Source organism: Roseateles sp. NT4 (assembly GCF_051857475.1).
In the GTDB taxonomy this organism is placed as follows: Bacteria; Pseudomonadota; Gammaproteobacteria; order Burkholderiales; family Burkholderiaceae_C; genus Pelomonas.
The window spans coordinates 1,522,627-1,545,264 of sequence record NZ_JBPZGZ010000001.1 but is presented as its reverse complement, the minus strand read 5'-3'; the positions used below and the strand labels follow the sequence as shown (position 1 = coordinate 1,545,264).

Genomic DNA, 22,638 nt, shown 5'->3' with positions numbered 1-22,638 from the left:
CGTTGGGCGCCACATCGCCGAAAATAGGCGGATGAACGAATCCGCCACCACCGCCGCTGCGGCCGCCGCGCCCAAGATCGGCTTTGTGTCCCTGGGCTGCCCCAAGGCCCTCACCGACTCCGAGCTGATCCTCACGCAACTGCGTGCCGAGGGCTATGAAACCTCCAAGACCTTTGCCGGCGCCGACCTGGTGATCGTCAACACCTGCGGCTTCATCGATGACGCCGTCAAGGAAAGCCTGGACACCATCGGAGAGGCCCTGGCCGAGAACGGCAAGGTCATCGTGACCGGCTGCCTGGGCGCCAAGGCTGGCGCGACCAGCAGCGATGCCGGCAGCCTGGTGCGCGAGATCCATCCCAGTGTGCTGGCCGTCACCGGCCCGCATGCCACGCAAGAGGTCATGGACGCGGTGCACACCCATGTGCCCAAGCCCCACGACCCCTTCGTCGACCTGGTGCCGAGCTACGGCGTCAAGCTGACGCCCAAGCATTACGCCTATCTGAAGATCAGCGAGGGCTGCAACCACCGCTGCTCCTTCTGCATCATCCCCAGCATGCGCGGCGACCTGGTGTCCCGCCCCATCGGCGATGTGCTGAACGAGGCCCGCGCGCTGTTCGAGAGCGGCGTCAAGGAGCTGCTGGTCATCAGCCAGGACACCTCGGCCTATGGCGTGGACGTCAAGTACCGCACCGGTTTCTGGGACGGCAAGCCGGTCAAGACCAAGATGCTGGACCTGGTGGCCCAGCTGGGCGAGCTGGCCAAGCCCTATGGCGCCTGGGTGCGCCTGCACTACGTCTACCCCTATCCGCACGTCGACGACGTGCTGCCGCTGATGGCCGAAGGCCTGGTGCTGCCCTATCTGGACGTGCCTTTCCAGCATTCCCACCCCGATGTGCTCAAGCGGATGAAGCGCCCGGCCAACGGCGAGAAGAACATGGAGCGCATCCTGCGCTGGCGCGAGAGCTGTCCGGAGCTGGTCATCCGCTCGACCTTCATCGCCGGCTTCCCCGGCGAGACCGAGGCCGAGTTCCAGCATCTGCTGGACTTCATGCAGGAAGCGAAGATCGACCGTGCCGGCTGCTTCGCCTATTCGCCGGTCGAAGGCGCCAGCGCCAACGACATCCCCGGCGCCCTGCCCACCGAAGTGCGCGAGGAGCGCCGTGCGCGCTTCATGGCCGTGGCCGAGCAGGTGTCGGCCGCCAAGCTGCAGGCCCGCGTCGGCCAGACGCTGCAGGTCCTCGTCGACTCCGCGCCGGCCCTGGGCCGCAAGGGCGGCGTGGGGCGGTCGTATGCCGATGCGCCCGAGATCGACGGCACCGTGAAGATCCTGCCACCCGAGAAAGCCAGCAAGACGATGAAGGTCGGCGACTTCGTGCGCGCCCGCGTCGTTGCCGCGGATGGCCACGACCTCGTGGCAAGCTTGGTCTGATGACCTGGGCCAAGCGCTGGGCCGCTCCCGAGCTGGCCCGCATCCCCTCGGGGGATCGCACGACGTACTCGGCGGGCGAGGGGCAAACATGAAGAGCGCACCCAGCACCCAGCTCATCCACCACCCCTACCGCGCCCCCGAAGGCTGGGACGCGGTGCCCGTGCCGGTGGCCAAGGCCTCGACGGTGCTCTTCAAGAGCACGGCCGAACTGCACCGGCCCCGGGTGCGCGGCGGCCTGTCCTATCGCTACGGCCTGCACGGCACGCCGACGAGCTACACGCTGGCGGCCCGCATCGCGACGCTGGAGCACGCGGAACATTGCCTGCTGGTGCCCAGCGGTCTGGCGGCGGTGACGCTGCCGTCGCTGGCCATGCTGCGCCCGGGTGACGAGGTGCTGGTGCCGGACAACGTCTACGGCCAGAACCGCTACCTGACCGAGTCCTGGCTGCCGCAATGGGGCGTCACGCACCGCTTCTACGACCCGCTGACGGTGCCGGAGCTGCGCGACAACACCCAGCTGGTCTGGCTGGAGGCTGCAGGGTCCATCACGTTGGAGTTCCCCGACCTGCTGGGCACTTTGGCTGCTTGCCGCGCGCGCGGCATCACGACAGCCTTGGACAACACCTGGGGCGCAGGCCTGGCCTTCAACGGCTTCGAGCCGGCTCCCAAGACCCACCCGGGGCTGGGCGCCGACATCGTCATGCAGGCGCTGACCAAGTACGCCAGTGGCGGCGCCGACATCCTCATGGGCGCGGTCTGCACCCGCGACCGCAAGCTGCACGAGCGCCTCGACCGCACCCACGAGCACCTGGGCTATGGCCTGGGGCTGAACGATGTGGAGATCGTGCTGCGCAGCCTGCCGACGATGCAGCTGCGCTATGAGTCCCAGGACCGCGTCACGCGGCAGCTGGCGAGCTGGATGGCGGGTCGGCCCGAGGTCGCACAGGTCTTCCACCCCGCGCTGCCCGGATCACCCGGCCACGAGCACTGGCTGGCCGTCGGCGGTGCGGGCGCGGCCTGCCTGTTCTCGGCGGTGTTCAAGCCCGAGTACAGCGCGGCGCAGGTGGACGCCTTCGTCGATGCGCTGCAGCTCTTCGGTATCGGCTATTCCTGGGCCGGCCCGATGAGCCTGGCCGTGCCCTACGACATGAGCCGCAGCCGCGACCTGCCGCTGCCGTTCGACGGCGGTACCTTGGTGCGATTTGCGATCGGCCTCGAGGACGGCAACGACCTCAAGGCGGATATCGAGCAGGCGCTGTCAGCCCTTCGCTGACACCTTGTGCCGCATCAACTGCCCCTTCTCTCTTTCCCAATCCCGCTTCTTCTCGGTCTCGCGCTTGTCATGCTGGGCCTTGCCCTTGGCCAGCGCGATGTCGGCCTTCACGCGGCCGCCCTTGTAGTGCAGGTTCAGCGGCACCAGCGTGAAGCCGCGCTGCTCGACCTTGCCGACCAGGCGCTTGATCTCGGCCTTGTGCATCAAGAGCTTCTTGGTGCGGTCGGCCTCGGGTGAAACATGGGTGGAGGCGCTGCGCAATGCATTGATGCGGCAGCCGATCAGGAAGAGCTCGCCGTCCTTGATCATCACGTAGCCATCCGTCAGCTGGACCTGGCCGGCGCGGATGGCCTTGATCTCCCAGCCGGACAGCACGACACCGGCCTCGAACTGTTCCTCGATGTGGTAGTCGTAGCGGGCGCGGCGGTTCTCGGCGATGGACATGAAGTGGCATGTGGGGCTCTGGGCCCTTCTTACAATCCCGGCATTCTATGAAGCAGGTCAAAAAGTCCGTTTTGCTCTGGTACACGCCGCGTGAGATGTACGAGCTGGTCACCGCAGTGGAGCGCTATCCCGAGTTCCTTCCCTGGTGCAACAAGGTCGATGTGATCGAGCGCGAAGGCGACTCCGTCACGGCCCGCCTGCACCTGGCCTACGCCGGCGTGCGCCACGCCTTCACGACGCGCAACCACAACGAGGACGGCCGCAGCGTGCGCATGGAATTGGTCGACGGGCCGTTCTCGCATCTGGACGGTGTGTGGCAGTTCCTCCCGCTGAACAAGTCCGGCGCGGATGCCGAGGCCACGGCCTGCAAGATCGCCTTCGAACTCAGCTATGCCTTCAGCAGCGGCGCCCTGGAAGCCGTCGTCAGCCCGGTGTTCGACCGCATCGCCAATACCTTTGTCGACAGCTTCGTGCAGCGCGCGGAAAGCCTCTACGGTGCGCGTTGAACTGGTCTGGAGTCCGCAGGCCGGCGATGTGCAGCAGCGCTGGCTGGAGGTGGTGGAGGGCATCACCCTCGACGCCGCCTTGCGCGGCTGCGCTGACTTCATGGCGGCGCACAGCCAGCCTCTCGGTCAACTGCGCATCGGCATCTGGGGACGGGTGCGCCCCCTGGAGACGGTACTGCGGGAGCGGGATCGCATCGAGGTCTACCGCCCGCTGACCGTCGACCCCAAGGAGGCCCGGCGGCTGCGCTATGCCAAGCGTGGCCAGCCCATCGTGTCGCGCCACCGGCCCAAGCACTCGGGCTGAGCGCGGGCCGTCAGGGCATCACTTGCATTCGCTGGTGATGAGGTCGCGGGCGCGGTTGACCTCGGCGGCGATCTGGGCCTCGTCCATGTAGACGCGCTCGCCCTTTTCGTTGGTGCGGGTCAGGCGCTGGCCGTTCTGCAGATCGCGCAGGTTGGCCTGGCCGCGGGTGCAGTTCTCGCGCCTCACCTGGGCAATGCGCTTTTCCTCTTCCTTCTGTTTGGCCGCCTGGGTGTCCTGGTCCTGCTTCTGCTTGGCCGCGGCTTCCTGCTCGGCCTTGGTCGGCGCGCTGGCGGCGGCCTTGGGCGCCGACGCCGCAGCGCTGGCCTGGGTGCCAGGGGCCGCGACGACGACGATCGGCCTGGTGAGGTTGGGGCGTTGCAGGATGTCCTTCTCCGGCGTGCCGGACGGCGGAGGCATGTCGCTGTACTGCACATTGCCCTTGGCGTCGCGCCACTTCCATTGCGCCTGGGCGGCGCCGGCGGCGGCGAGGCAGAGCAGGACGAGGACGGCTTGGCGAAGGGTTTGGCGAGGCATCCAGCCAGTTTAGAGCCTGTCCACCCAGGTGCGGGGTCGACAAATACAACGCAATACACACTCGCGCCCACCGCGTGTGCCCACAGCTTCGCGAAGGCCTATTGCCGGGGGGTGAAGCGGCCCGTCGTCTGACCCTCCGTATAATGCCGCTTTGCGTCTGGAGCTTTCCTCATGCGCCTTCTCGGCAAAGCGCTCACCTTCGACGATGTTCTGTTGGTGCCAGCGTTCTCCCAGGTGTTGCCTCGCGACACCAGCCTTGCGACCCGCCTGTCGCGCAATATCCCCCTGAACCTGCCGCTGGTGTCCGCCGCCATGGACACTGTGACCGAAGCCCGCCTGGCGATCGCGATCGCGCAGGAAGGCGGCATCGGCATCGTGCACAAGAACCTCAGCGCCGAGGCCCAGGCGCGCGAAGTGGCGCGGGTCAAGCGCTATGAGAGCGGCGTCGTCCGCGAACCGCTGACCATCAGCCCCGACGCTCCGGTGCGCGACGCCGTCGAGCTGACCCGCCAGCACGGCTTCTCGGGCTTCCCGGTCGTCGAAGGCAAGCGCGTCGTCGGCATCGTCACCGGCCGCGACCTGCGCTTCGAGACGCGCATGGATGCCAAGGTCCGCGAGATCATGACGCCGGCCTCCAAGCTCATCACCGTGCGCGAAGGCGCGTCGCTGGAAGAAGCCAAGGCCTTGATGCACGCCCACAAGCTGGAGCGTGTGGTGGTCATCAACGACGCCTTCGAGCTGCGCGGCCTGATGACGGTGAAGGACATAACCAAGCAGACCAGCTTCCCGAACGCGGCCCGCGACTCACATGGCGGCCTGCGCGTCGGCGCCGCCGTCGGCTTCGGTGACGACACCGAGCAGCGCGTCGAACTGCTGGTCAAGGCCGGCGTCGATGCCCTCATCGTCGACACCGCCCACGGCCACAGCGCCGGCGTGCTCGAGCGCGTGCGCTGGGTCAAGCGCGCCTTCCCGCAGGTCGACGTCATCGGCGGCAACATCGCCACCGGCGCGGCCGCCCTGGCGCTGGTGGAAGCCGGCGCCGACGGCGTCAAGGTCGGCATCGGCCCCGGCTCCATCTGCACCACCCGCATCGTCGCCGGCGTCGGCGTGCCGCAGATCACCGCCATCGACAACGTCGTGACGGCCCTCAAGGGCACTGGCGTGCCCGTCATCGCCGACGGCGGCATCCGCTACTCGGGCGACGTCGCCAAGGCCATCGCAGCCGGCGCCGACACCGTCATGATGGGCGGCGCCTTTGCCGGCACCGAGGAAGCGCCGGGCGAGACCATCCTCTACCAGGGCCGCACCTTCAAGAGCTACCGCGGCATGGGCTCCATGGGCGCCATGGCCAAGGGCAGCGCCGACCGCTACTTCCAGGCCGAGACGGGCAACAACCCCAACACGTCCAAGCTGGTGCCCGAGGGCATCGAGGGCCAGGTGCCCTACAAGGGCTCGGTCGTGCAGGTCATCTTCCAGATGGCCGGCGGCCTGAAGGCCTCGATGCACTACTGCGGTTGCGGCTCGATTGCCGACATGCAGAACAAGGCCGAGTTCGTCGAGATCACGACGGCGGGCATGCGCGAGAGCCATGTCCACGACGTGCAGATCACCAAGGAAGCCCCGAACTACCGCAGCGAATGAGCTGCTGACCGCATGAACGGGGCGATTTCTGATCGCCCCGTTTCTCTTTTCAGATTCACGATGAGCTCCTCCCCGAATCGCACGCCCGCCATGGGCTTCATCATGGCCGCCGTGCTGATCGACATGATCTCCATCGGCCTGATGGTGCCGGTGCTGCCTCATATCGTGGGGACGTTCACGCACAGCAACGACGAGCAGACCTCGGCCTTCCTGCTCGTGACCATGGCCTTCGGCGTGGCCAACTTCGTGGGCTCGCCGGTGCTGGGGGCGCTGTCCGACCGCTTCGGCCGACGGCCCGTGCTGCTGATCGGCTTTGCCGGCCTGGCGCTGAGCTTTTTCGTGACGGCGATGGCCACGGCGCTGTGGATGCTGGTCGTGGTGCGCCTGTTCTCGGGCGCGATGCAGGCCAATATCGCCATCGCCAACGCCTATGTGGCCGACATCACGGCGCCGGAAGACCGCGCACGCCGCTTCGGCCAACTGGGCGCCATGTTCGGCATCGGCTTCATCCTCGGTCCCTTCATTGGCGGACGCCTGGGCCACTACGACGTGCACTGGCCCTTCATCGCCGCCGGCTGCATGGCCGTGCTGAACTGGTGCTACGGCTTCTTCGTGCTGCCCGAGTCCCTGCCGCTGGAAAGGCGCACGCCTTTCAACTGGAAGAAGGCCAACCCGGTCAGCGCGCTGCGCGGCCTGGCGGCACTGAAGGGTGTGGGCTCCCTGGTCGTCGTCATCGCGCTGTCCTCGCTCGCTCAGTTCATGCTGCACATGACCTGGGTGCTGTACACCAAGTTCAAGTTCGGCTGGGGCCCGCTGGAGGTCAGCAATTCGCTGCTGGCCGTGGGCGTCGTGTCGGTCGTCAGCCAGGGCGTGCTGCTCAAGCCGCTGCTGGCGCGCTTCAGCCCGCAGCGGCTGGCCCTGGTCGGCATGGGTTCGGCCTCGCTGGCCTACCTCGGCTTCGGCCTCGCGAGCGAAGGCTGGATGATGTATGCCGTCATCGCCTTCAACCTGCTCGGCGGGGTTGCGGCGGCTGCGGTGCAGAGCATCATCTCCAACGCCGCCGGTGCCCACCACCAAGGCCAGGCCATGGGCGCCGTGTCGTCGCTGAACAGCATGACCGCCGTCCTCGCGCCGGTCATCGGCCTGACCCTGCTGGGCTGGGTCTCGCATCTGCCCGCCAGCGACCCGCGCATGGGTCTGCCCTTCTTCACCTGCGCTGCCTTGCAAGCGGTCGGCCTCATGCTGGCCTACCGCTTCTTCCACCGCCAGCGCGCCGCTTTGCAAACTGCCTGAGATCACCATGCAACACGACAAGGTCCTCATCCTCGACTTCGGCTCCCAGGTCACCCAGCTCATCGCGCGCCGCGTGCGCGAAGCGGCGGTGTACTGCGAGATCCACCCGAACGACGTCTCCGACGACTTCATCAAGTCGTTCGCGCCCAAGGCCATCATCCTCAGCGGCAGCCACGCCTCGACCTACGAGGACCATGAGCTGCGCGCGCCGCAGGCGGTCTGGGACGCCGGCGTGCCGGTGCTGGGCATCTGCTACGGCATGTTCACGATGACGGTACAGCTGGGCGGCCAGGTCGAGGCGGCCGACCACCGCGAGTTCGGCTACGCCGAGGTGCGTGCCCACGGCCACACCAAGCTGCTCGAAGGCCTCCAGGATTTCGCCACGCCCGAAGGCCACGGGATGCTCAAGGTCTGGATGAGCCATGGCGACAAGGTCACGGCCATGCCGCCGGGCTTCAAGCTGATGGCCTCCACGCCCAGCTGCCCCATCGCCGGCATGGCCAACGAGGAAAAGCGCTACTACGCGGTGCAGTTCCACCCCGAGGTGACCCACACCGTGCAGGGCGACGCGCTGCTGCGCCGCTTCGTGCGCGACATCGCCGGCTGCCAGGGCGACTGGCAGATGGGCAGCTATATCGACGAAGCCGTCGCCAGGATCCGCGAGCAGGTGGGTGACGAGGAAGTCATCCTCGGCCTGTCCGGCGGTGTCGACTCCAGCGTGGCCGCCGCGCTGATCCACCGCGCCATCGGCGACCAGCTGACCTGCGTCTTTGTCGACCACGGCCTGCTGCGCCTGAACGAGGGCGACATGGTGATGGACATGTTCGCGGGCAAGCTGCACGCCAAGGTGATCCGCGTCGATGCCAGCGAGCAGTTCATGGGCAAGCTGGCCGGCGTGACCGACCCCGAGCGCAAGCGCAAGATCATCGGCGCCGAGTTCGTCGATGTCTTCCAGGCCGAGGCCAAGAAGCTGAAGAACGCCAGGTGGCTGGCTCAGGGCACCATCTACCCCGACGTCGTCGAGAGCGGTGGCACCAAGACCAAGAAGGCCACGACCATCAAGAGCCACCACAACGTCGGCGGCCTGCCCGAGACGCTCGGGCTGAAGCTGCTGGAGCCGCTGCGCGAGCTGTTCAAGGATGAAGTGCGTGCTCTGGGTGTGGCCCTGGGCCTGCCGGCCGACATGGTCTACCGCCATCCCTTCCCGGGCCCCGGCCTGGGTGTGCGCATCCTCGGCGAGGTCAGGAAGGACTTCGCCGACCTGCTGCGCCGTGCCGATGCCATCTTCATCGAGGAGCTGCGCAACACCATCGACCCGGCCACCGGCAAGAGCTGGTATGCGTTGACGTCGCAGGCCTTTGCCGTCTTCCTGCCGGTCAAGAGCGTCGGCGTCATGGGCGACGGCCGCACCTATGACTATGTCGTGGCCCTGCGCGCCGTGCAGACCAGCGACTTCATGACGGCCGACTGGGCCGAGCTGCCCTATTCGCTGCTGAAGAAGACGAGCGGCCGCATCATCAACGAGGTGCGCGGCATCAACCGCGTCACCTACGACGTGAGCAGCAAACCGCCCGCGACCATCGAGTGGGAGTGACATCCGGCGAGGCAGCGCCAGCCTCGTATCGGGCCGACATCGACGGCCTGCGTGCCGTCGCGATCCTGCTGGTCATCGCTTTCCACGCCTTTCCCCAGGCTTTTCCTGGCGCCTACGTGGGGGTCGATGTTTTCTTCGTGATCTCCGGCTACGTCATCGCGAGGCCGGTGTTCCGCCAGATGGCCGAGGGTACGTTCGACGTGATGGCATTCTGGTGGCGGCGGGCGCTGCGCATCCTGCCTGCGCTGCTGCTGCTGCTGGTTCTTTCCTGCGTGGCCAGCTGGATGCTGCTGACGGCCGACGAGTCCAGCGCGTTGGCATCGCATGCGCTGTCGGCGCAGGCGTTTGCGTCGAATCTCAAGCTGTGGTCCGAGTCGGGGTACTTTGCCCCCGCAGCCGAAACCAAGCCCTTGCTCCATTTGTGGAGCCTGGCCGTCGAGGAGCAGTTCTACCTCGTGTTTCCGCTGCTGGCACTGCCGCTGGCGCGTGTGCGCCCCGGACTGGGTCTGGCGGCGCTGGCTCTGTTGGCGGGGCTGTCTGCGTGGGCTGGGCTGACGCTGGCGGCGTCCGACGGGGTCGGCGCTTTCTACGCCCCCTGGACGCGCGCTTGGGAATTGCTGGCGGGCGTGGCGCTGGCTTGGCATGCCCCATCAAATGCCGAATCGCTCTCGCGAGCCTCGCTGTCTAGACACCGCATGCGCGGCGCTGCGGAGGCCTTGCGTCGCCACCTGCCTTCGCTCCTGGGCTTGCTGCTGCTGGTGGCTGCCCTGCCTCACGCCGCCACATGGCGCGATCAGCCGGTTCTGGCCGTGGCGCCGGCGGTTCTGGCCGCATTGATGCTCATTGCGGCGGGGCCGGCTTCCCTCGTGAACCGGCTTTTGTCGACCCGCCTGCCGGTCAAGATCGGCTTGCTCAGCTATTCGCTCTATCTTTTTCACTGGCCGGTGCTGGTCTTCGTCCGCGTTGTGGGCGGGCATCCGATCGGCATGGCGTGGACTTGCTTCTGGCTGGCCTGCGGCGCGCTGCTGGCGCTTGCGTCCTATCGCTGGGTCGAGATGCCCGCGCGACGCCTCGGCGCTCAGACCGGCCGGCGCCTCAGCGTGGCAAAGCCATTGCTGGCAGGGGGTGTGGCTGTCGCGGTCTTCAATGGCATTGCGCTAGCCTCGGCGGGGGAGTTCCCGGCCGGAGGGCCCAGCCGGCACGCGCTGGGTGAGTTGGCCTGGAACGAATTCTTGACGGACGGTTGCCGTGAACGGCTCGGTGCCAATGCGGCGTTCTGCATCGAGGCTGGTCGCGGCAGGCCCAGCCGCGTGGCCTTGTTGGGCGACAGTACCGCCAACTCTCTGGCGCCGGGGCTGGCTGCCTGGGCGGAGTCAGAGGGCAAAGGCCTGCTTCACGTCGGGGGCTGGAGCTGCCCGCCGTTGCGCGGCCTGGTCGACCGGGCTTTTTGGGGGGTGCACAACCCCTGCGTCGAAACCATGCAGCTGGCCTACCAGGCCATCCTGGCTTCACCCGACGTGGACACGGTGGTGCTGGCCTTCTTCGCGCGTGACCTCAAGAAGTGGGGGGTGGGGCCGCCGGACGCCAATCCGACGCCCGAGCAGCAGCTTGAAGCCTTCAAGCGTTTGTTGGACAACGACGTCCAGGCGCTCGTGGCCGCCGGCAAACGCGTCGTGGTGACCTACGACGCCCCCTTGAGCCCCGTCAGCGCCCGCAACTGCTTGCCTCGGCCGTTCCGACAGCCGGACTCGGCGGACTGCTCGATTGCCGAGTCCCACCTGATTGACCGCCCTTATGTCGCTTGGCTCGACGCCCACTTGGCTGCGCGTGAAGACGTGTGCGTGGTCAGGCAGTCGACCCTGTTGTTGCGCGATGGGCGGCTGCAGTTTCGGGACGACACGGGGCGGGCGCTGCTGAGGGACACCCATCACCTGTCGCTGCACGGGTCGGCCCGCATGGCAGAAGTGTTTGCCCGTTCCGGCTGCCTGAAGTCCGGGGCGTCGATCTGACGGCGATGGCCGCGCCGCAGCTCAAGTCTGGACAGGCCCGATGCGAAAGCTATGCTGGACGGCAACAACATCAGCTCTTGCCTGCCATGCGTGCTGCCTTCAGCCTTCTCGCCCTCGTCATCGTCGCGGCCATCGTGCTGTCGCTCGCCAAGAAGCAGGCCACGGCGCTGAAGCCGGCGGCAGCGGGCGCGTCGGCTGCAGCGACCGGCACGGCCGGTGCAGCCCTGCCGGCGCCCAAGGCCGTGGGCCAGCAGGTGCAGAACTCGATCGACGAGGCCGCCAGGAAGGCGGCCGAAGCGGCCTCGGCGGCCACGAACTGAGGTCGTGACCGGCCACAAGCTCTTCTTCGCGCTGCGGCCCGACGAAGAGACGGCCGAACGCATCGCGCGCTTCGTCGCAGCCGAGCATGAGGCGCGTGGGCTGCAGCCGCGGCTGAGACCCAGCCGCATCTTCCACATCACGCTGCATTACTTCGGTTTCTTCGAGGCCGAGCCCGATGCCGAGCTCGTCGCGCTGGCAAGTCGGGCCGCATCCGAAGTCGTCTGGCCGGCCTTCGACCTGAGCTTCGACCACTTCAAGAGCTGGGGCCAGGAGCGCTCGTCCAAGCATCCCTTCGTGCTGACCGGCGGTCAAGGCCTGGAGGCCGTGCGCGAGTTGCACGGTGCCCTGGTCGAGCGCCTGGCCGCGCACGGATCGCCCACGCCGGAGCGCGACTTCCAGCCGCATCTGACCCTGCGCTACGACAAGCACACCGCGCCCGACTGGGCGGTCGACCTGGCCGGCTGGGTCGCCAGCGAATTTGTCCTCGTCAAAAGCCCCCAGGGCCTGACGCGGCATGACGTCATTGCCCGCTGGCCGCTGCAGGGCTGAGGCCTGCTCCTACAGGGCTTGAAGCCGCCGGCCGACGGGTGGGCGGCCGTCCGCTGGCCACCATGGGTGGGCCTCGCAAGGAGACACCCTCATGTTGACCAAAGCCCTCCTGGCCCTCGTCGCCACCTCCGCCCTGGCCGCCAAGCTGGTCCAGCATTTCAGCCACACCCACAAGCAGCGCCGCGTCCATGACGACAAGCGCCAGCACCGCGAAGACATGCACCGCTGGGAAGCCGAAGGCGGCAATCTGCCCACACCCCAGACGACTGCCAAGGCACCGGCCAAGCGCCGCGCCACCCGCACCAAGCGCGTCAGCCCCTGACGATGGCTTCGGCCAGGGCCCGAACGCTCAGCGGCGCTGAGCCCTCGGCCTTGTTGGAGATGGTGACGAAGGCCTCCTGGCCCGCGCCCGCAGTGCCGCGGATGATGCGGGCCAGTTCGGCTCGCGTCTCGGGGTCCGGGTCCAGCATCTCGTTGAATTGGCCGTACTGCTTCTCCGCCTCTTCATAGCCGTAAGGCCCGTGCAGCCGGTTCAGGTTCCAGCGCACCACCAAAGGCCCCGGCCACAGCGCGCGCAGCAACGGCAGTTGCTCCTGCAGCGGCGGCAGCTTGGGATGCAGGCCGACGCAGTAGCGCGCGCCGGTGTCGCGCAGCAGGGCGACGAAGTCGGAGTTCAGCCAGGCGGCGTCGCGAACCTCCACGGCCAGCACGCCGGCCGGTGGCGTGGGGCAGGCCAGCAGCAGGGCGTGCAGCAGGTCGAGCTGCTCGTTCATGCGCCCCAGCCGCGATGAGGGCAGGGGACTGAGCTGGAAGACCAGCGCGCCAATGGTCGTACCCAGTCCCTCGTAGGCCGGCTCGATGAAGGTTTGCAGCGCCGTGGCGGGATCGAGGAAGAGCGGATTGGGTTCCTGTCCGCGGCCGTCCTCGCTGCGCAGCAAGGCATCGGTCACGAGGCTGGGCGCCTTGACGGTGAACCGAAAGCCTTTCGGCACCTGCTGGGCATGGCGCTCGAAGTCGCTCGCGGCGATCGGCCGGTAGAAGCCGCGGTCGATGCCGACGGCGCGCAGCAGCGGGTGGGCTGCATAGGCCGTCAGGCCGGTCTTGGACAACGTCGCTTCGCTGTGCTTGCCGGCCCAGACCAGTCCTTCCCAGCCGGGATAGCTCCACGTCGACGTGCCGAGATGGATGCGCTCGGACAGCGCCGCTGCCAGGGCCTGGTCCTCGGCAAGTGGCGGCGCCGGCTGCACGCCGCGTGCCCGCTTTTCGGGCGGGCCGCCGAACAGCTCGTCCTGCATCAAAACATCAGCACTTTCAGCAGCACGATGTTGACGACCAGCAGCATCAAGGCCGTGGGCAACTGCGCGCGGATGACGCCGTTCTTGTCCTTCAGCTCGAGCAGGGCGGCGGGGATGATGTTGAAGTTGGCGGCCATGGGCGTCATCAGTGTGCCGCAGTAGCCGCAGAACATGCCGATGGCGGCCATGACGGCCGGGTTGCCGTGGTGCATGCCGAGCAGGATGGGAATGCCGATGCCGGCCGTCATGACCGGGAAGGCCGCGAAGGCATTGCCCATCACCATGGTGAAGAGGGCCATGCCGATGGCATAGGCCGCGACGGCATACAGCGCGTTGTCGACCGGGATGTAGCTGGTCGTCAGATGCGCCACGGCCTTGCCGACGCCGGCGTCGGTGAACAGCAGGCCCAGGGTCGCCAGCATCTGCGGCAGGATGACGGCGGGGCCCATGGTCTCCAGCAGGCGGCGCGACTCGCGCAGGGCCTGCATCGGCGTCTCGCGCGTCATCCACAGCGCGGCGGCCAGGCCGACCAGGGCGCCGAGGCCGACGCTGATCAGCGTGACGTTCTTGGTCTCGACCAGCAGCCAGTTGCCGAGGTGGACGTCCTTCAGCGTCAGCGTGCCGACCAGGGCCAGCACGGTGATGGCCAGGATGGGCAGGAAGAGCTTGTTGCCCAGGCGCGCGGCACTGGCCTGGCGCTCGGCGGGCTCACGCGTGCCATGCTTGCCCAGCGACACGCCGCCCAGACCGCCGAGGGCCGCCAGCATGACGACGATGAGACCCGAGACGACCGGCGGCAGCATGTCGCCGGCCAGGTAGATGACGGACCACAAGGCCCAGAACAGGCCGCTGCTCCAGCGCCGCGGATTGCTGCGGTCGCGCCAGGTCAGAACCGCGACGATGACCAGGGCGATGCCGGTCAGCAGGAAGAGCTGGTCGAGCTTGAGCAGGGCGTTCATGCCTTGGATTCCTCGGCGCGGGCGCGGGCGATGTCCTGGGGCAGGCGATGGTCGAGCCGGATCAGCCGCGCGGCGTGGATGATGAAGGCGGCGATGGCCGTCGGGATGCCCCACAGCGCGATGTGCAGCGGGTCGGTGACGACGCCGTTCTCGGCCAGGAAGGTCTGCATCAGCACGATGGAGCCGAAGGCGACAAAGATGTCCTCACCGAAGAACAGGCCCACGTTGTCGGTGGCCGAGGCCATGGCCTTCCACTTGTCGCGCACGGCCTGAGGAATCGGCCCGTGGGTCTTCTCGGCGGCGGCTTCGGTCATGGGCGCGACCAGGGGGCGCACCATGGGGGCATGGCCGCCCAGCGAGGTCAGGCCCATGGCGGCAGCGGTCTCACGGATGAAGAGGTAGACGACGAGCAGCCGCCCCGCTGTCGCGGAACGGATGCCGGCGATCCACGTCTGGGCGCGCTCGCGCAGGCCGTGGCGTTCCAGCAGGCCGATGATGGGGAGGGGGAGCAGCAGGGTCAGCGGCAGATTGCGCGTCTTGACGAAACCGGTGCCGAGCTTGGCCAGGATGAGTTCCAGCGGCAGCTTGGCCGCGAGACCCGTCGCGATGCCGGCCACGGCGACGACAAGCACCGGGTTGAAGCGCAGCACGAAGCCGACGATGACGACGGCGACGCCGATCAGCGGCCACAGAGAGACGGTAGCTTGCATGGTGATCCTTGGGTCGGGTCAGGCGCGCAGCTGCACGCCGGCTTGTTGAAGGGCTTGGTGGATGGCGTGGGCAAAGGCGAGGGCATGGGCGCCGTCGCCATGCAGGCAGATGGTCTGGGCCTGCAAGGGAACGATTTCTCCACTGACGGCCTGCACGACGCCGTCGCTGACCATGCGCAAGGTGCGAGCAACGGCTTCTTCGGTGTCTTCGACGAAGGCGCCGGGCTGGCTGCGCGGCACCAGGCTGCCGTCAGCGCGGTAGCCGCGGTCGGCAAAGACTTCGGCGACGGCGCGCAGGCCGGCGCGCTCGGCGGCCTTCAGCAGCTCGCCGCCGGCCAGGCCGTAGAGGGCGAGGGAGGGATTGACGTCGAGCACGGCGCCGGCAATGGCATCGGCCAGCGCCGGATCGCGCGCCGCCTGGTTGTAGAGGGCGCCGTGGGGCTTGACGTGATGCAGGCGCCCGCCGGCCGCGCGCACCAGGGCGTCCAGCGCGCCGATCTGATAGATCAGGTCGGCCCTGACATCGGCGGGCGCGAGCTGCATCTCGCTGCGGCCGAAGTTCTCACGGTCGGGATAGCTCGGATGAGCACCGATGGCCACGCCGCGCTCGAGTGCGGCGGCCACGGTCGCCTGCATCACGCGCGCATCGCCGGCATGCCAGCCGCAGGCGATATTGGCCGAGCTGACCAGGGCCAGCAGTTCGGCGTCGTCGGGCGCGCCTTCGCCCAGGTCGGCATTCAGGTCGACATGCATAGGGCAGTCCTCAGTTGAGCGAGTTCGGTCTGGCGTTGTCGCAGCGCGGTGCGCGCCTCGTCGATGCTGCAGGGGGCGAAGCGCAGCGTGCCGCCCAGGCGCAGCTGGCCCAGCTTCCACAGATCGGCGCGGATGACGACGGCTATCTTGGGATAGCCGCCCGTCGTCTGTGCATCGGCCAGCAGCACGATGGGCTGGCCCGAGGGTGGCACCTGGATGACGCCCGGCAGCACGCCGTGCGATGCCAGCTCGCCGCCGCGCTCGCGCTTCAGCTCCGGGCCGGCAAAGCGATAGCCCATGCGGTTGCTCTGCGGCGTGAGTTGCCAGCCGGCAGCCCAGAAGGCGTCGCGGGCGGCTGCGGAAAAGTCCTCGTGTTCGGGTCCGAGCAGCACGCGCACGGCTGTATCCCAGTCGGGTGGGCGGATGCCGATGCTGCGCAGGGGCAGGTGCTCGGGTATGGCCAGCGGCAGCACATCGCCATCGCGCAGTGCGCGGCCGCCCAGGCCGCCGAAGCCGGCCTTCAGGTCGGTGCTGAGCGAGCCCAGGGCCGTGGGCAGGGCGATGCCGCCCGAGACACAGAGATAGCTGCGCATGCGCTCACGTGGCGCAGCGAGCTTGAGCGTCTGGCCGGCCTGCACGCGCTGGCGCCACCAGGGCCGCAGCGGGCGGCCGTCGAGCGTGGCGTCGGCATCGGTGCCCGTGACGGCAATGCAGCAATCGGCATCAAAGCGTAGCGTCGCCGGGCCGAGGGTGAACTCGAGGCCGGCCGCGTCGGCGGCGTTGCCCACCAGCAGATTGCCCCAGCTCAGCGCGACGTCGTCCATCGCGCCGCAGCGGCTGATGCCGCGGTCGCGCCAGGCGTCGCGGCCGAGGTCCTGCACGGTGGTCAGCGGGCCGGCGCGCAGGACTTCGATCATGAAGACGCCTCCGCGACGAAGCGCACGCGGTCGCCCGGCGCCAGCAGCGTGGGCGGCTCGGCCTTGGGGTCGAAGAGGGGCAGGGCGGTGCGGCCGATGAGCTGCCAGCCGCCGGGGGTGACGAGGGGATAGATGCCGGTCTGGGCGCCGCCGATGCCGACGCTGCCGGCCGGCACGGCCGTGCGCGGCTCGCTGCGGCGCGGCGTGTGCAGGGTCGGGTCCAGGCCGCCCATGTAGGCAAAGCCCGGCTGGAAGCCGATGAAGTAGACGATGTAGTCGGCCGCGGTGTGGCGCTGCACGACCTCGTCGACCGACAGGCCGCAATGGGCGGCGACGTCGACGAGGTCAGGCCCGTCATAGCGCACCGGGATCTCGACGAGGCGGCCGGCCTGCTGGCGTCGCAACGGTTGGGCCCACAGCTCTCGCGCCGCGTCTGCCAGCGCTGCGCTGTCGGTCACCAGAGGGTCGAAGGTCAGCGTGAGATTGTTCATGCCCGGGATCAGGCCGAGCACGCCTTGCGTCTGGGCTAGGCCGGCGCCCATTTGCCAGATGCGTTGCTGGTGTTCCAGGGCTATGGCGCCGTCCACCGCACAGCACAGCGCCGCCTCGCCCAAGGGGCGGATGAGGAGGGCGGGTGGCGTGGTGCTCATTTGTATTTCAATAAAACGTATACGATTTGTATTCGAGTCGTGCTTATGATGTCAATCATGGTTCGCAGCATCGTGTCGTCCTCGCATCTGGTCTCGGACAAGAGCGCCGAACTGTCGGAGTTCGAGTTCGGCCTCATCGTGGTCAGCAATGCCTTCAACCGCTGGATGGTGCGCTGCATGGCCGCCGCCGGCATGAAGGACCTGGCGGCCCTGGATGTGTCGCTGCTGCATCACGTCAACCATCGCGACCGGCAGAAGAAGCTGGCCGACATCTGCTTCGTGCTGAACGTGGAGGACACCCATGTGGTGGCCTACTCGCTGCGCAAGCTGGTGGGCATGGGCCTGGTGCAGAGCGAAAAGGTCGGCAAGGAAGCCTTCTATTCGACGACGGCCCAGGGCCAGGCCCTGTGCGAGGCTTACCGAGAGGTGCGCGAACGCTGCCTGATGGAGGCCCTGGCCGACAGCGGCCAGCAGAACCAGGACATTGGCGACTGCGCCCAGCTGATGCGCCTTCTGTCGGGGCTCTATGACCAGGCGTCGCGTTCCGCTGCATCGCTCTGAAGCCCGGGCCTAAACTGCCGGCCCGATGACTGAGCCGACTGTTTTCTCCCCCGCCGACGAATACGCCATGCGCCAGGCGCTGGACCAGGCCCACAACGCCTGGCTGGTGGGCGAGGTGCCGGTGGGCGCCGTCATCGTGCGCGATGGCCAGGTCATCGCCACCGGCTACAACCGCCCCATCACGACGCATGACCCCACGGCGCATGCCGAGATCGTGGCCCTGCGCCACGCGGCCACGCTGCTGGAGAACTACCGCCTGCCGGAGTGCGAGCTCTTCGTGACGCTGGAGCCCTGCGCGATGTGCGCGATGGCGCTGATGCATGCGCGCTTCAAGCGCGTCGTCTTCGCCGCGGCCGACCCCAAGACGGGCGTGGCCGGCTCGGTCATCGACCTGTTCGGCCAGCCGCTGCTCAACCACCACACGCGCATCGAAGGCGGGCTGATGGCTGATACCTCTGCGCAATTGCTGCGCGACTTCTTTGCCGAACGCCGCGAGGCCGCCCGTGCGCGCCGCGCCGAACGCCGGGGCATCATCCCGACCGGCGAAGCCACGGAATTGGACGAACTCTGATGACCTCACTCACGCTGTTCACGCCCTCGGGCGTGCTCGCCAAGGCCGAGAACCTGAAGCGCGCCGCCAAGCGGCTGACCCGGCTCGGCTTCGAGGTCAGCATCGACGCCGACGCGCTGGCCAAGCACCAGCGCTTTGCCGGCGACGACGCAACGCGGCTGGCGGCCCTGCACCGCATTGCCGATGCGGCGCCTTCGGTCGCCATGGCCACGCGCGGTGGCTATGGCCTCACAAGGCTGCTGGACCAGCTCGACTGGAGTCGCATCGCGAAGAGCATCGAGCAGGGTACGCGCTGGGTCGGCTACAGCGACCTGACGGCGCTGCAGAACGGCCTGATCGCCCGCCACAAGGGCCTGTCCATGTGGGCCGGCCCGCTGGCCTGCGATGACTTTGGCCGCAGCGAGGCCGATGGCGGTGTCGACGAGATCACCCAGGACTGCTTCACCGAAGCCATGAGCGGCGCTCTGGAGGCCGTGGGCTTTCGCGAGCCCAGTGGCAGCTTCGACGGACTGGAGGCGCGCGGGCGGCTGTGGGGCGGCAACCTGACTGTGTTGTGCTCCCTGCTCGGCACGCCGCACTGGCCCAAGGTCAAGGGCGGCATCCTGTTCCTGGAAGACATCAACGAGCACCCCTACCGCGTCGAGCGCATGCTGCTGCAGCTGCTGCAGGCAGGCGTCATCGACAACCAGGCGGCCGTGCTGCTGGGCGACTTCAGCGGGGCGGCCAAGTCGCCGCTGGACAAGGGCTACGGCATCAAGGACGCCGTCGCCGCGCTGCGCGCCCGCACCAATACGCCGGTGCTGACCGGCCTGCCTTTCGGCCATGTCCGTACCAAGATCTGCCTGCCCGTGGGGGGCACGGTGGAGCTCTATGTGCAGGGCCGCGAGGCCATCCTGGGCTGGCAGTCGGACCCGCGCCTCGCCCATGCGGCCCACCATCACCACGACGAAAGCTGTGGCGACGACTGCGGCCACGACCACCACCATCACTGAAGCCACCCCGGGTTTTCCTCGCCGGATTTGCACCGGCGATGACCCTGTATAGACGAGTCGCCCGTCTATGATTCCTACACCGCCTCGGCCCGCGCCGAGGCGATTGTTTTTGAGGGTGTCTCGTGGCGGGAATCGGCAGGTGGATCAGGGGCGGCTGGGGCGCATTGGCGCTGGCGCTGCTGGCCGCCTGCAACAACAGCCCCTTCCCGCGCGGCGCCGAGCGTGAGAACACGCTCTATGTCGCCTTCCCGGAGCGTTCGCCGCGCTATCTGGACCCGACTTCGTCGTACGCCGCGCCCGAGAGCGCCTACGTCTACGAGGTCAGCGAGCCGCCCTACGGCTACCAATACCTGAAGCGGCCCTATGAGCTGATCCCGCGCGCCGCGGCCGAGGTGGTCAAGCCTTATTTCCTCGATGCCCAGGGCAAGCGCCTGCCCGACGACGCTGCGGACGAGCAGATTGCCGAGGCCGTCTACGACATCCCCATCCGCGCCGGCCTGAAATATTCGCCGCACCCGGCCTTCGCCAAGGACGCCCAGGGTGGTTATCTCTACCACCACCTCAAACCCGGTGAGCTCGGCGACAAGCGCAGCCCCTTCGACTTCAAACAGCTCGCCACGCGCGAGGTGGTCGCCGAGGATTTCGTCTACGCCTTGAAGCGCCACGCCAGCCCGCGGTTGGAGGCGCCGGTGGGGCCGGTGTTTTCCGAGCATGTCATCGGGCTCAAGGAGTACATCGCGCTGGTCAAGAGCGAGAGCGACAAGCAGCTCGCCGGCCTGCCAGAGAACGTTGCCGACAAGCCCTTCCTCGACCTGCGCCGCTGGCCGCTGGCGGGCGCCCAGGCCGTCAACGACCACCTGCTGCGCGTGCGCCTCAAGGGCCGCTATCCGCAGTGGCGCTACTGGCTGGCAACCAGCTTCACGGCGGCCATTCCCTGGGAGGTGGATGCTTTCTATGCCCAGCCTGGCATGGCCGCCAATTCGCTGAGCTGGAACCAGTGGCCGGTCGGCAGCGGCCCCTTCATGATGACGGAGTATCAGCAGGACCGTCGCCACGTCATGAGCCGCAACCCCAACTACCGGCCCGACACCTATCCCTGCGAAGGTGGGCCGGGAGACGCCGAGGGCGGGCGGCTGGCCGACTGCGGCAAGCGCATCCCCTTCGTCGACAAGATCGTCGCGATCAACGTCAAGGAGAAGGTGCCGATCAAGGAGCTGTTCAAACAGGGCTATCTCGACCTGCCGGAACTGGACCGCACCGACTGGGGCATCAACCTGGCCGTGGATCGCGACGACTCGGATGAAGTCCAGCGCTTCTTCGAGCAGCGTGGCTTCCAGCTGCCGACCGATGTCGACATCACCAACTGGTATGTCGGCTTCAACTGGCTGGACCCCGTCGTCGGCCGCGGCGACACGCCAGGGCAGCAGAAGCGCAACCGCGCGCTGCGCCAGGCCATCTCCATCGCCGTCGACTGGGAGGAGGGCTATGGCCGCATCTTTCGCGACAAGGGTGGCGACGCGGCCCACAGCCCCATCCCGCCGGGCGTGTTCGGCTCCAAGGAGGGGCGGCCCGGCGAATACAACCCCGTCACGCATCGCCTCGTCGACGGCAAGCCGGTGCGCCGGCCCATCGAGGATGCCTTGAAGCTGATGGAAGAAGCCGGCTACCCCGGCGGGCGCGACGTGAAGACCGGCAAGCCCCTGGTGCTGAACTACGACTTCCAGCGTGTCATCACGCCCGAACTCAAGGCCGAGAACGACTGGATGGTGCGCCAGTTCGCCAAGCTCGGCATCCAGCTCGACATCCGCGCCACCGACTTCAACCAGTTCCAGGAGAAGGTGCTGAAGGGCCGCCACCAGGTCTATTGGGGTGGTTGGTTTGCCGACTATCCCGACGTCGAGAATTTCTTCTTCCTGCTGTACGGCCCCAACAGCAAGAGCCTGCACGAGGGCGAGAACATCTCCAACTACGCCAGCCCCGAGTTCGACCGGCTGTTCCGCAAGCTGCAGTCGCTGGAGGACGGCCCCGAGAAGGCCGAGGTGATGGCGAAGATGAACGATGTCGTGCGCCAGGACGCGCCCTGGACCTGGGGCTACTGGAGCTATTCGGGTCTGGCCTTCCAGAGCTGGGTGCACAACGGCAAGCCCGGCGTCGTCGTGCTGGACCGCTCGCGCTATCTGCGCGTCGACGTGGCCGAGCGCACGCGCAAGCTCGCCGAGTGGAACCGGCCGGTCTGGTGGCCGCTGCTGGCCCTGGCGGCGGGCGTCATCGCCATTTTCATCGCGACGCGGCGCGCCTGGCGGAACCGCGAGACCGTCACGGCCACGCCAGTGAAGGTGGCTTCCTGATGCTGGGCTTCATGCTGCGCCGCCTGGGCTATGGCCTGGCCATCCTGGTCGGCGTCAACCTGTTCACCTTCTTCCTGTTCTTCTCGGTCAACACGCCCGACGACATGGCGCGGCTGAACATCGGCGGCAAGCGCGTCACCCAGGTGCAGATCGAGAAGTGGAAGACCGAACGCGGCTATGACAAGCCGCTGTACTACGACGTCGGCCGCGAAGGCGCCGAGCGCTTCACCCACACCATCCTGTGGGAGCGCTCGGTCAGCCTGTTTGCGCTGGACTTCGGCAAGAGCGACGCGCGCCAGGCCGTCAACATCGGCCATGAGGTCAAGGTGCGCATGGCCGTGAGCCTGCAACTGGCCTTGCCGCTCTTCATCCTGCAGGTCATCGTCAGCGTGGCCTTCTCGCTGCTGCTGGTGTTCTTCAGGCACAGCCGCATCGACTTCTGGGGCGTGGTGCTGTGCGTGCTGATGCTGTCGATCAGCAGCCTGTTCTACATCATCGTCGGCCAGTTCCTGTTCGCGCGGCTGTTCAAGCTGGTGCCCATGAACGGCTTCGCGCCGGGGCTGGATGCGATCAAGTTCCTGGCCCTGCCCATCCTGCTGTCGCTGTTGTCGCGACTGGGCGGCGAGGCGCGGCTGTACCGCGCCATGTTCCTGGAAGAGCTGGGCAAGGACTATGTGCGCACCGCGCGCGCCAAGGGCCTGAGCGAGGGCCGGGTGCTGAGCCGCCATGTGCTGCGCAATGCGCTGATCCCCATCATCACCAGCGCCGGCAGCTATCTGCCCTATGTCTTCCTCGGCAGCCTGGTGTTCGAGAGCTTCTTCGGCATTCCGGGCCTGGGCGCCTTCGTCATCGAGGCCATCACGGGCCAGGACTTCGCCATCGTGCGCACCATGGTCTTCCTCGGCGCGCTGCTCTATATCGCCAGCAATGTGCTGATCGACATCGCCTACACCTGGGTTGACCCCCGGGTCCGGTTGGCTTGAGG

At 67.8% G+C, this 22,638-nt stretch carries 24 protein-coding genes; 16 read left to right on the top strand and 8 right to left on the bottom strand.

The features are described from left to right. Positions 1–31 precede the first annotated feature (31 nt). Positions 32–1,429, top strand: a complete 1,398-nt coding sequence (gene rimO, locus ACS5PN_RS07230) for a 30S ribosomal protein S12 methylthiotransferase RimO (protein ID WP_439463246.1) — start codon at positions 32–34, stop codon at positions 1,427–1,429. A gap of 88 nt (positions 1,430–1,517) precedes the next feature. Further along, entirely contained in the window at positions 1,518–2,702 is a 1,185-nt protein-coding gene (locus ACS5PN_RS07225) for a PLP-dependent transferase (RefSeq protein WP_439463245.1), read from the top strand. Here ACS5PN_RS07225 and smpB read toward each other — a convergent pair. Beyond that, positions 2,688–3,146 (bottom strand): SsrA-binding protein SmpB, encoded by a 459-nt coding sequence (gene smpB / locus ACS5PN_RS07220; protein WP_119045625.1) that lies wholly within the window; start codon positions 3,144–3,146, stop codon positions 2,688–2,690. The genes ACS5PN_RS07225 and smpB overlap by 15 nt on opposite strands. 47 nt (positions 3,147–3,193) lie before the next feature. Between smpB and ACS5PN_RS07215 the strand changes: the two genes are divergently transcribed. Together ACS5PN_RS07215 and ACS5PN_RS07210 are read left to right on the top strand one after the other, a co-directional pair. After that, entirely contained in the window at positions 3,194–3,652 is a 459-nt protein-coding gene (locus ACS5PN_RS07215; protein ID WP_439463244.1) for a type II toxin-antitoxin system RatA family toxin, read from the top strand. Then, the gene (locus ACS5PN_RS07210) at positions 3,642–3,956 is read left to right on the top strand and encodes an RnfH family protein (protein ID WP_439463243.1); all 315 of its coding nucleotides are present in this window, start codon (positions 3,642–3,644) and stop codon (positions 3,954–3,956) included. Before ACS5PN_RS07215 ends, ACS5PN_RS07210 begins: the two co-directional genes overlap by 11 nt. 18 nt (positions 3,957–3,974) lie before the next feature. On the opposite strand, the gene ACS5PN_RS07205 is transcribed toward ACS5PN_RS07210, so the two are convergent. Then, positions 3,975–4,490, bottom strand: a complete 516-nt coding sequence (locus tag ACS5PN_RS07205) for a DUF4124 domain-containing protein (protein WP_439463242.1) — start codon at positions 4,488–4,490, stop codon at positions 3,975–3,977. A 171-nt stretch (positions 4,491–4,661) separates the two neighbouring features. Here ACS5PN_RS07205 and guaB point away from each other — a divergent pair, with 171 nt between their 5' ends. The 7 genes from guaB to ACS5PN_RS07170 all read left to right on the top strand — a co-directional run bounded on the left by guaB (position 4,662) and on the right by ACS5PN_RS07170 (position 12,219). After that, the gene (gene guaB / locus ACS5PN_RS07200) at positions 4,662–6,131 is read left to right on the top strand and encodes an IMP dehydrogenase (protein ID WP_439463241.1); all 1,470 of its coding nucleotides are present in this window, start codon (positions 4,662–4,664) and stop codon (positions 6,129–6,131) included. Between the two features lie 60 nt (positions 6,132–6,191). Then, positions 6,192–7,424 carry an MFS transporter gene (locus tag ACS5PN_RS07195; RefSeq protein WP_439463240.1) on the top strand — a complete coding sequence of 411 codons (1,233 nt, stop codon included), beginning with the start codon at positions 6,192–6,194 and terminating at the stop codon, positions 7,422–7,424. A 7-nt stretch (positions 7,425–7,431) separates the two neighbouring features. After that, entirely contained in the window at positions 7,432–9,018 is a 1,587-nt protein-coding gene (guaA, locus tag ACS5PN_RS07190; protein WP_439463239.1) for a glutamine-hydrolyzing GMP synthase, read from the top strand. Continuing rightward, positions 9,015–11,027 (top strand): acyltransferase family protein, encoded by a 2,013-nt coding sequence (locus ACS5PN_RS07185; protein ID WP_439463238.1) that lies wholly within the window; start codon positions 9,015–9,017, stop codon positions 11,025–11,027. Before guaA ends, ACS5PN_RS07185 begins: the two co-directional genes overlap by 4 nt. A gap of 86 nt (positions 11,028–11,113) precedes the next feature. After that, complete coding sequence (locus tag ACS5PN_RS07180) at positions 11,114–11,347, top strand: hypothetical protein (RefSeq protein ID WP_439463237.1); 234 nt, start codon at positions 11,114–11,116, stop codon at positions 11,345–11,347. Between the two features lie 4 nt (positions 11,348–11,351). After that, on the top strand, positions 11,352–11,897 hold the full coding sequence (locus tag ACS5PN_RS07175; RefSeq protein WP_439463236.1) for a 2'-5' RNA ligase family protein: 546 nt from the start codon (positions 11,352–11,354) through the stop codon (positions 11,895–11,897). Between the two features lie 91 nt (positions 11,898–11,988). Further along, the gene (locus ACS5PN_RS07170) at positions 11,989–12,219 is read left to right on the top strand and encodes a hypothetical protein (protein ID WP_439463235.1); all 231 of its coding nucleotides are present in this window, start codon (positions 11,989–11,991) and stop codon (positions 12,217–12,219) included. On the opposite strand, the gene ACS5PN_RS07165 is transcribed toward ACS5PN_RS07170, so the two are convergent. The 6 genes from ACS5PN_RS07165 to pxpB are packed head-to-tail and all read right to left on the bottom strand — an operon-like array spanning position 12,209 to position 17,181. Continuing rightward, positions 12,209–13,192, bottom strand: coding sequence for a DUF72 domain-containing protein (locus ACS5PN_RS07165; protein ID WP_439463234.1), 984 nt, complete (start codon positions 13,190–13,192; stop codon positions 12,209–12,211). The genes ACS5PN_RS07170 and ACS5PN_RS07165 overlap by 11 nt on opposite strands. Next, entirely contained in the window at positions 13,192–14,151 is a 960-nt protein-coding gene (locus ACS5PN_RS07160) for a DUF979 domain-containing protein (RefSeq protein WP_439463233.1), read from the bottom strand. The genes ACS5PN_RS07165 and ACS5PN_RS07160 overlap by 1 nt, the downstream gene beginning before the upstream one ends. Next, the gene (locus ACS5PN_RS07155) at positions 14,148–14,861 is read right to left on the bottom strand and encodes a DUF969 domain-containing protein (RefSeq protein ID WP_439463232.1); all 714 of its coding nucleotides are present in this window, start codon (positions 14,859–14,861) and stop codon (positions 14,148–14,150) included. Before ACS5PN_RS07155 ends, ACS5PN_RS07160 begins: the two co-directional genes overlap by 4 nt. A gap of 18 nt (positions 14,862–14,879) precedes the next feature. Further along, the gene (gene pxpA / locus ACS5PN_RS07150) at positions 14,880–15,614 is read right to left on the bottom strand and encodes a 5-oxoprolinase subunit PxpA (RefSeq protein ID WP_439463231.1); all 735 of its coding nucleotides are present in this window, start codon (positions 15,612–15,614) and stop codon (positions 14,880–14,882) included. Beyond that, positions 15,599–16,531 carry a biotin-dependent carboxyltransferase family protein gene (locus tag ACS5PN_RS07145; protein WP_439463230.1) on the bottom strand — a complete coding sequence of 311 codons (933 nt, stop codon included), beginning with the start codon at positions 16,529–16,531 and terminating at the stop codon, positions 15,599–15,601. The genes pxpA and ACS5PN_RS07145 overlap by 16 nt, the downstream gene beginning before the upstream one ends. After that, a complete protein-coding gene (gene pxpB, locus ACS5PN_RS07140) occupies positions 16,528–17,181 on the bottom strand; it encodes a 5-oxoprolinase subunit PxpB (protein ID WP_439463229.1) in 654 nt (217 codons plus the stop codon). The genes ACS5PN_RS07145 and pxpB overlap by 4 nt, the downstream gene beginning before the upstream one ends. Positions 17,182–17,238: 57 nt before the next feature. On the opposite strand from pxpB, the gene ACS5PN_RS07135 reads away from it, so the two are divergent. From ACS5PN_RS07135 to ACS5PN_RS07115, 5 genes are all read left to right on the top strand, one after another. Then, complete coding sequence (locus ACS5PN_RS07135) at positions 17,239–17,742, top strand: winged helix DNA-binding protein (RefSeq protein WP_439463228.1); 504 nt, start codon at positions 17,239–17,241, stop codon at positions 17,740–17,742. 25 nt (positions 17,743–17,767) lie between these two features. Further along, positions 17,768–18,313 carry a tRNA adenosine(34) deaminase TadA gene (gene tadA / locus ACS5PN_RS07130; RefSeq protein WP_439463227.1) on the top strand — a complete coding sequence of 182 codons (546 nt, stop codon included), beginning with the start codon at positions 17,768–17,770 and terminating at the stop codon, positions 18,311–18,313. Then, the gene (locus ACS5PN_RS07125) at positions 18,313–19,305 is read left to right on the top strand and encodes an LD-carboxypeptidase (protein WP_439463226.1); all 993 of its coding nucleotides are present in this window, start codon (positions 18,313–18,315) and stop codon (positions 19,303–19,305) included. The genes tadA and ACS5PN_RS07125 overlap by 1 nt, the downstream gene beginning before the upstream one ends. Positions 19,306–19,427: 122 nt before the next feature. Further along, positions 19,428–21,653, top strand: a complete 2,226-nt coding sequence (locus ACS5PN_RS07120; protein ID WP_439463225.1) for an ABC transporter substrate-binding protein — start codon at positions 19,428–19,430, stop codon at positions 21,651–21,653. Next, a complete protein-coding gene (locus ACS5PN_RS07115) occupies positions 21,653–22,636 on the top strand; it encodes an ABC transporter permease (RefSeq protein ID WP_439463224.1) in 984 nt (327 codons plus the stop codon). The genes ACS5PN_RS07120 and ACS5PN_RS07115 overlap by 1 nt, the downstream gene beginning before the upstream one ends. Positions 22,637–22,638: the final 2 nt, after the last annotated feature.

What these genes read in the sequence shown, in the direction of transcription:
- pxpA (WP_439463231.1), bottom strand. Translation starts at nt 15,614, where the DNA reads ATGCATGTCGACCTGAATGCCGACCTGGGCGAAGGCGCGCCCGACGAC.
- ACS5PN_RS07125 (WP_439463226.1), top strand. Translation starts at nt 18,313, where the DNA reads ATGACCTCACTCACGCTGTTCACGCCCTCGGGCGTGCTCGCCAAGGCC.
- ACS5PN_RS07195 (WP_439463240.1), top strand. Translation starts at nt 6,192, where the DNA reads ATGAGCTCCTCCCCGAATCGCACGCCCGCCATGGGCTTCATCATGGCC.
- ACS5PN_RS07135 (WP_439463228.1), top strand. Translation starts at nt 17,239, where the DNA reads ATGGTTCGCAGCATCGTGTCGTCCTCGCATCTGGTCTCGGACAAGAGC.
- ACS5PN_RS07165 (WP_439463234.1), bottom strand. Translation starts at nt 13,192, where the DNA reads ATGCAGGACGAGCTGTTCGGCGGCCCGCCCGAAAAGCGGGCACGCGGC.
- ACS5PN_RS07170 (WP_439463235.1), top strand. Translation starts at nt 11,989, where the DNA reads ATGTTGACCAAAGCCCTCCTGGCCCTCGTCGCCACCTCCGCCCTGGCC.
- ACS5PN_RS07180 (WP_439463237.1), top strand. Translation starts at nt 11,114, where the DNA reads ATGCGTGCTGCCTTCAGCCTTCTCGCCCTCGTCATCGTCGCGGCCATC.
- guaA (WP_439463239.1), top strand. Translation starts at nt 7,432, where the DNA reads ATGCAACACGACAAGGTCCTCATCCTCGACTTCGGCTCCCAGGTCACC.
- pxpB (WP_439463229.1), bottom strand. Translation starts at nt 17,181, where the DNA reads ATGAGCACCACGCCACCCGCCCTCCTCATCCGCCCCTTGGGCGAGGCG.
- ACS5PN_RS07225 (WP_439463245.1), top strand. Translation starts at nt 1,518, where the DNA reads ATGAAGAGCGCACCCAGCACCCAGCTCATCCACCACCCCTACCGCGCC.
- ACS5PN_RS07145 (WP_439463230.1), bottom strand. Translation starts at nt 16,531, where the DNA reads ATGATCGAAGTCCTGCGCGCCGGCCCGCTGACCACCGTGCAGGACCTC.
- ACS5PN_RS07215 (WP_439463244.1), top strand. Translation starts at nt 3,194, where the DNA reads ATGAAGCAGGTCAAAAAGTCCGTTTTGCTCTGGTACACGCCGCGTGAG.
- ACS5PN_RS07115 (WP_439463224.1), top strand. Translation starts at nt 21,653, where the DNA reads ATGCTGGGCTTCATGCTGCGCCGCCTGGGCTATGGCCTGGCCATCCTG.
- ACS5PN_RS07155 (WP_439463232.1), bottom strand. Translation starts at nt 14,861, where the DNA reads ATGCAAGCTACCGTCTCTCTGTGGCCGCTGATCGGCGTCGCCGTCGTC.
- ACS5PN_RS07160 (WP_439463233.1), bottom strand. Translation starts at nt 14,151, where the DNA reads ATGAACGCCCTGCTCAAGCTCGACCAGCTCTTCCTGCTGACCGGCATC.
- smpB (WP_119045625.1), bottom strand. Translation starts at nt 3,146, where the DNA reads ATGTCCATCGCCGAGAACCGCCGCGCCCGCTACGACTACCACATCGAG.
- rimO (WP_439463246.1), top strand. Translation starts at nt 32, where the DNA reads ATGAACGAATCCGCCACCACCGCCGCTGCGGCCGCCGCGCCCAAGATC.
- tadA (WP_439463227.1), top strand. Translation starts at nt 17,768, where the DNA reads ATGACTGAGCCGACTGTTTTCTCCCCCGCCGACGAATACGCCATGCGC.
- ACS5PN_RS07205 (WP_439463242.1), bottom strand. Translation starts at nt 4,490, where the DNA reads ATGCCTCGCCAAACCCTTCGCCAAGCCGTCCTCGTCCTGCTCTGCCTC.
- guaB (WP_439463241.1), top strand. Translation starts at nt 4,662, where the DNA reads ATGCGCCTTCTCGGCAAAGCGCTCACCTTCGACGATGTTCTGTTGGTG.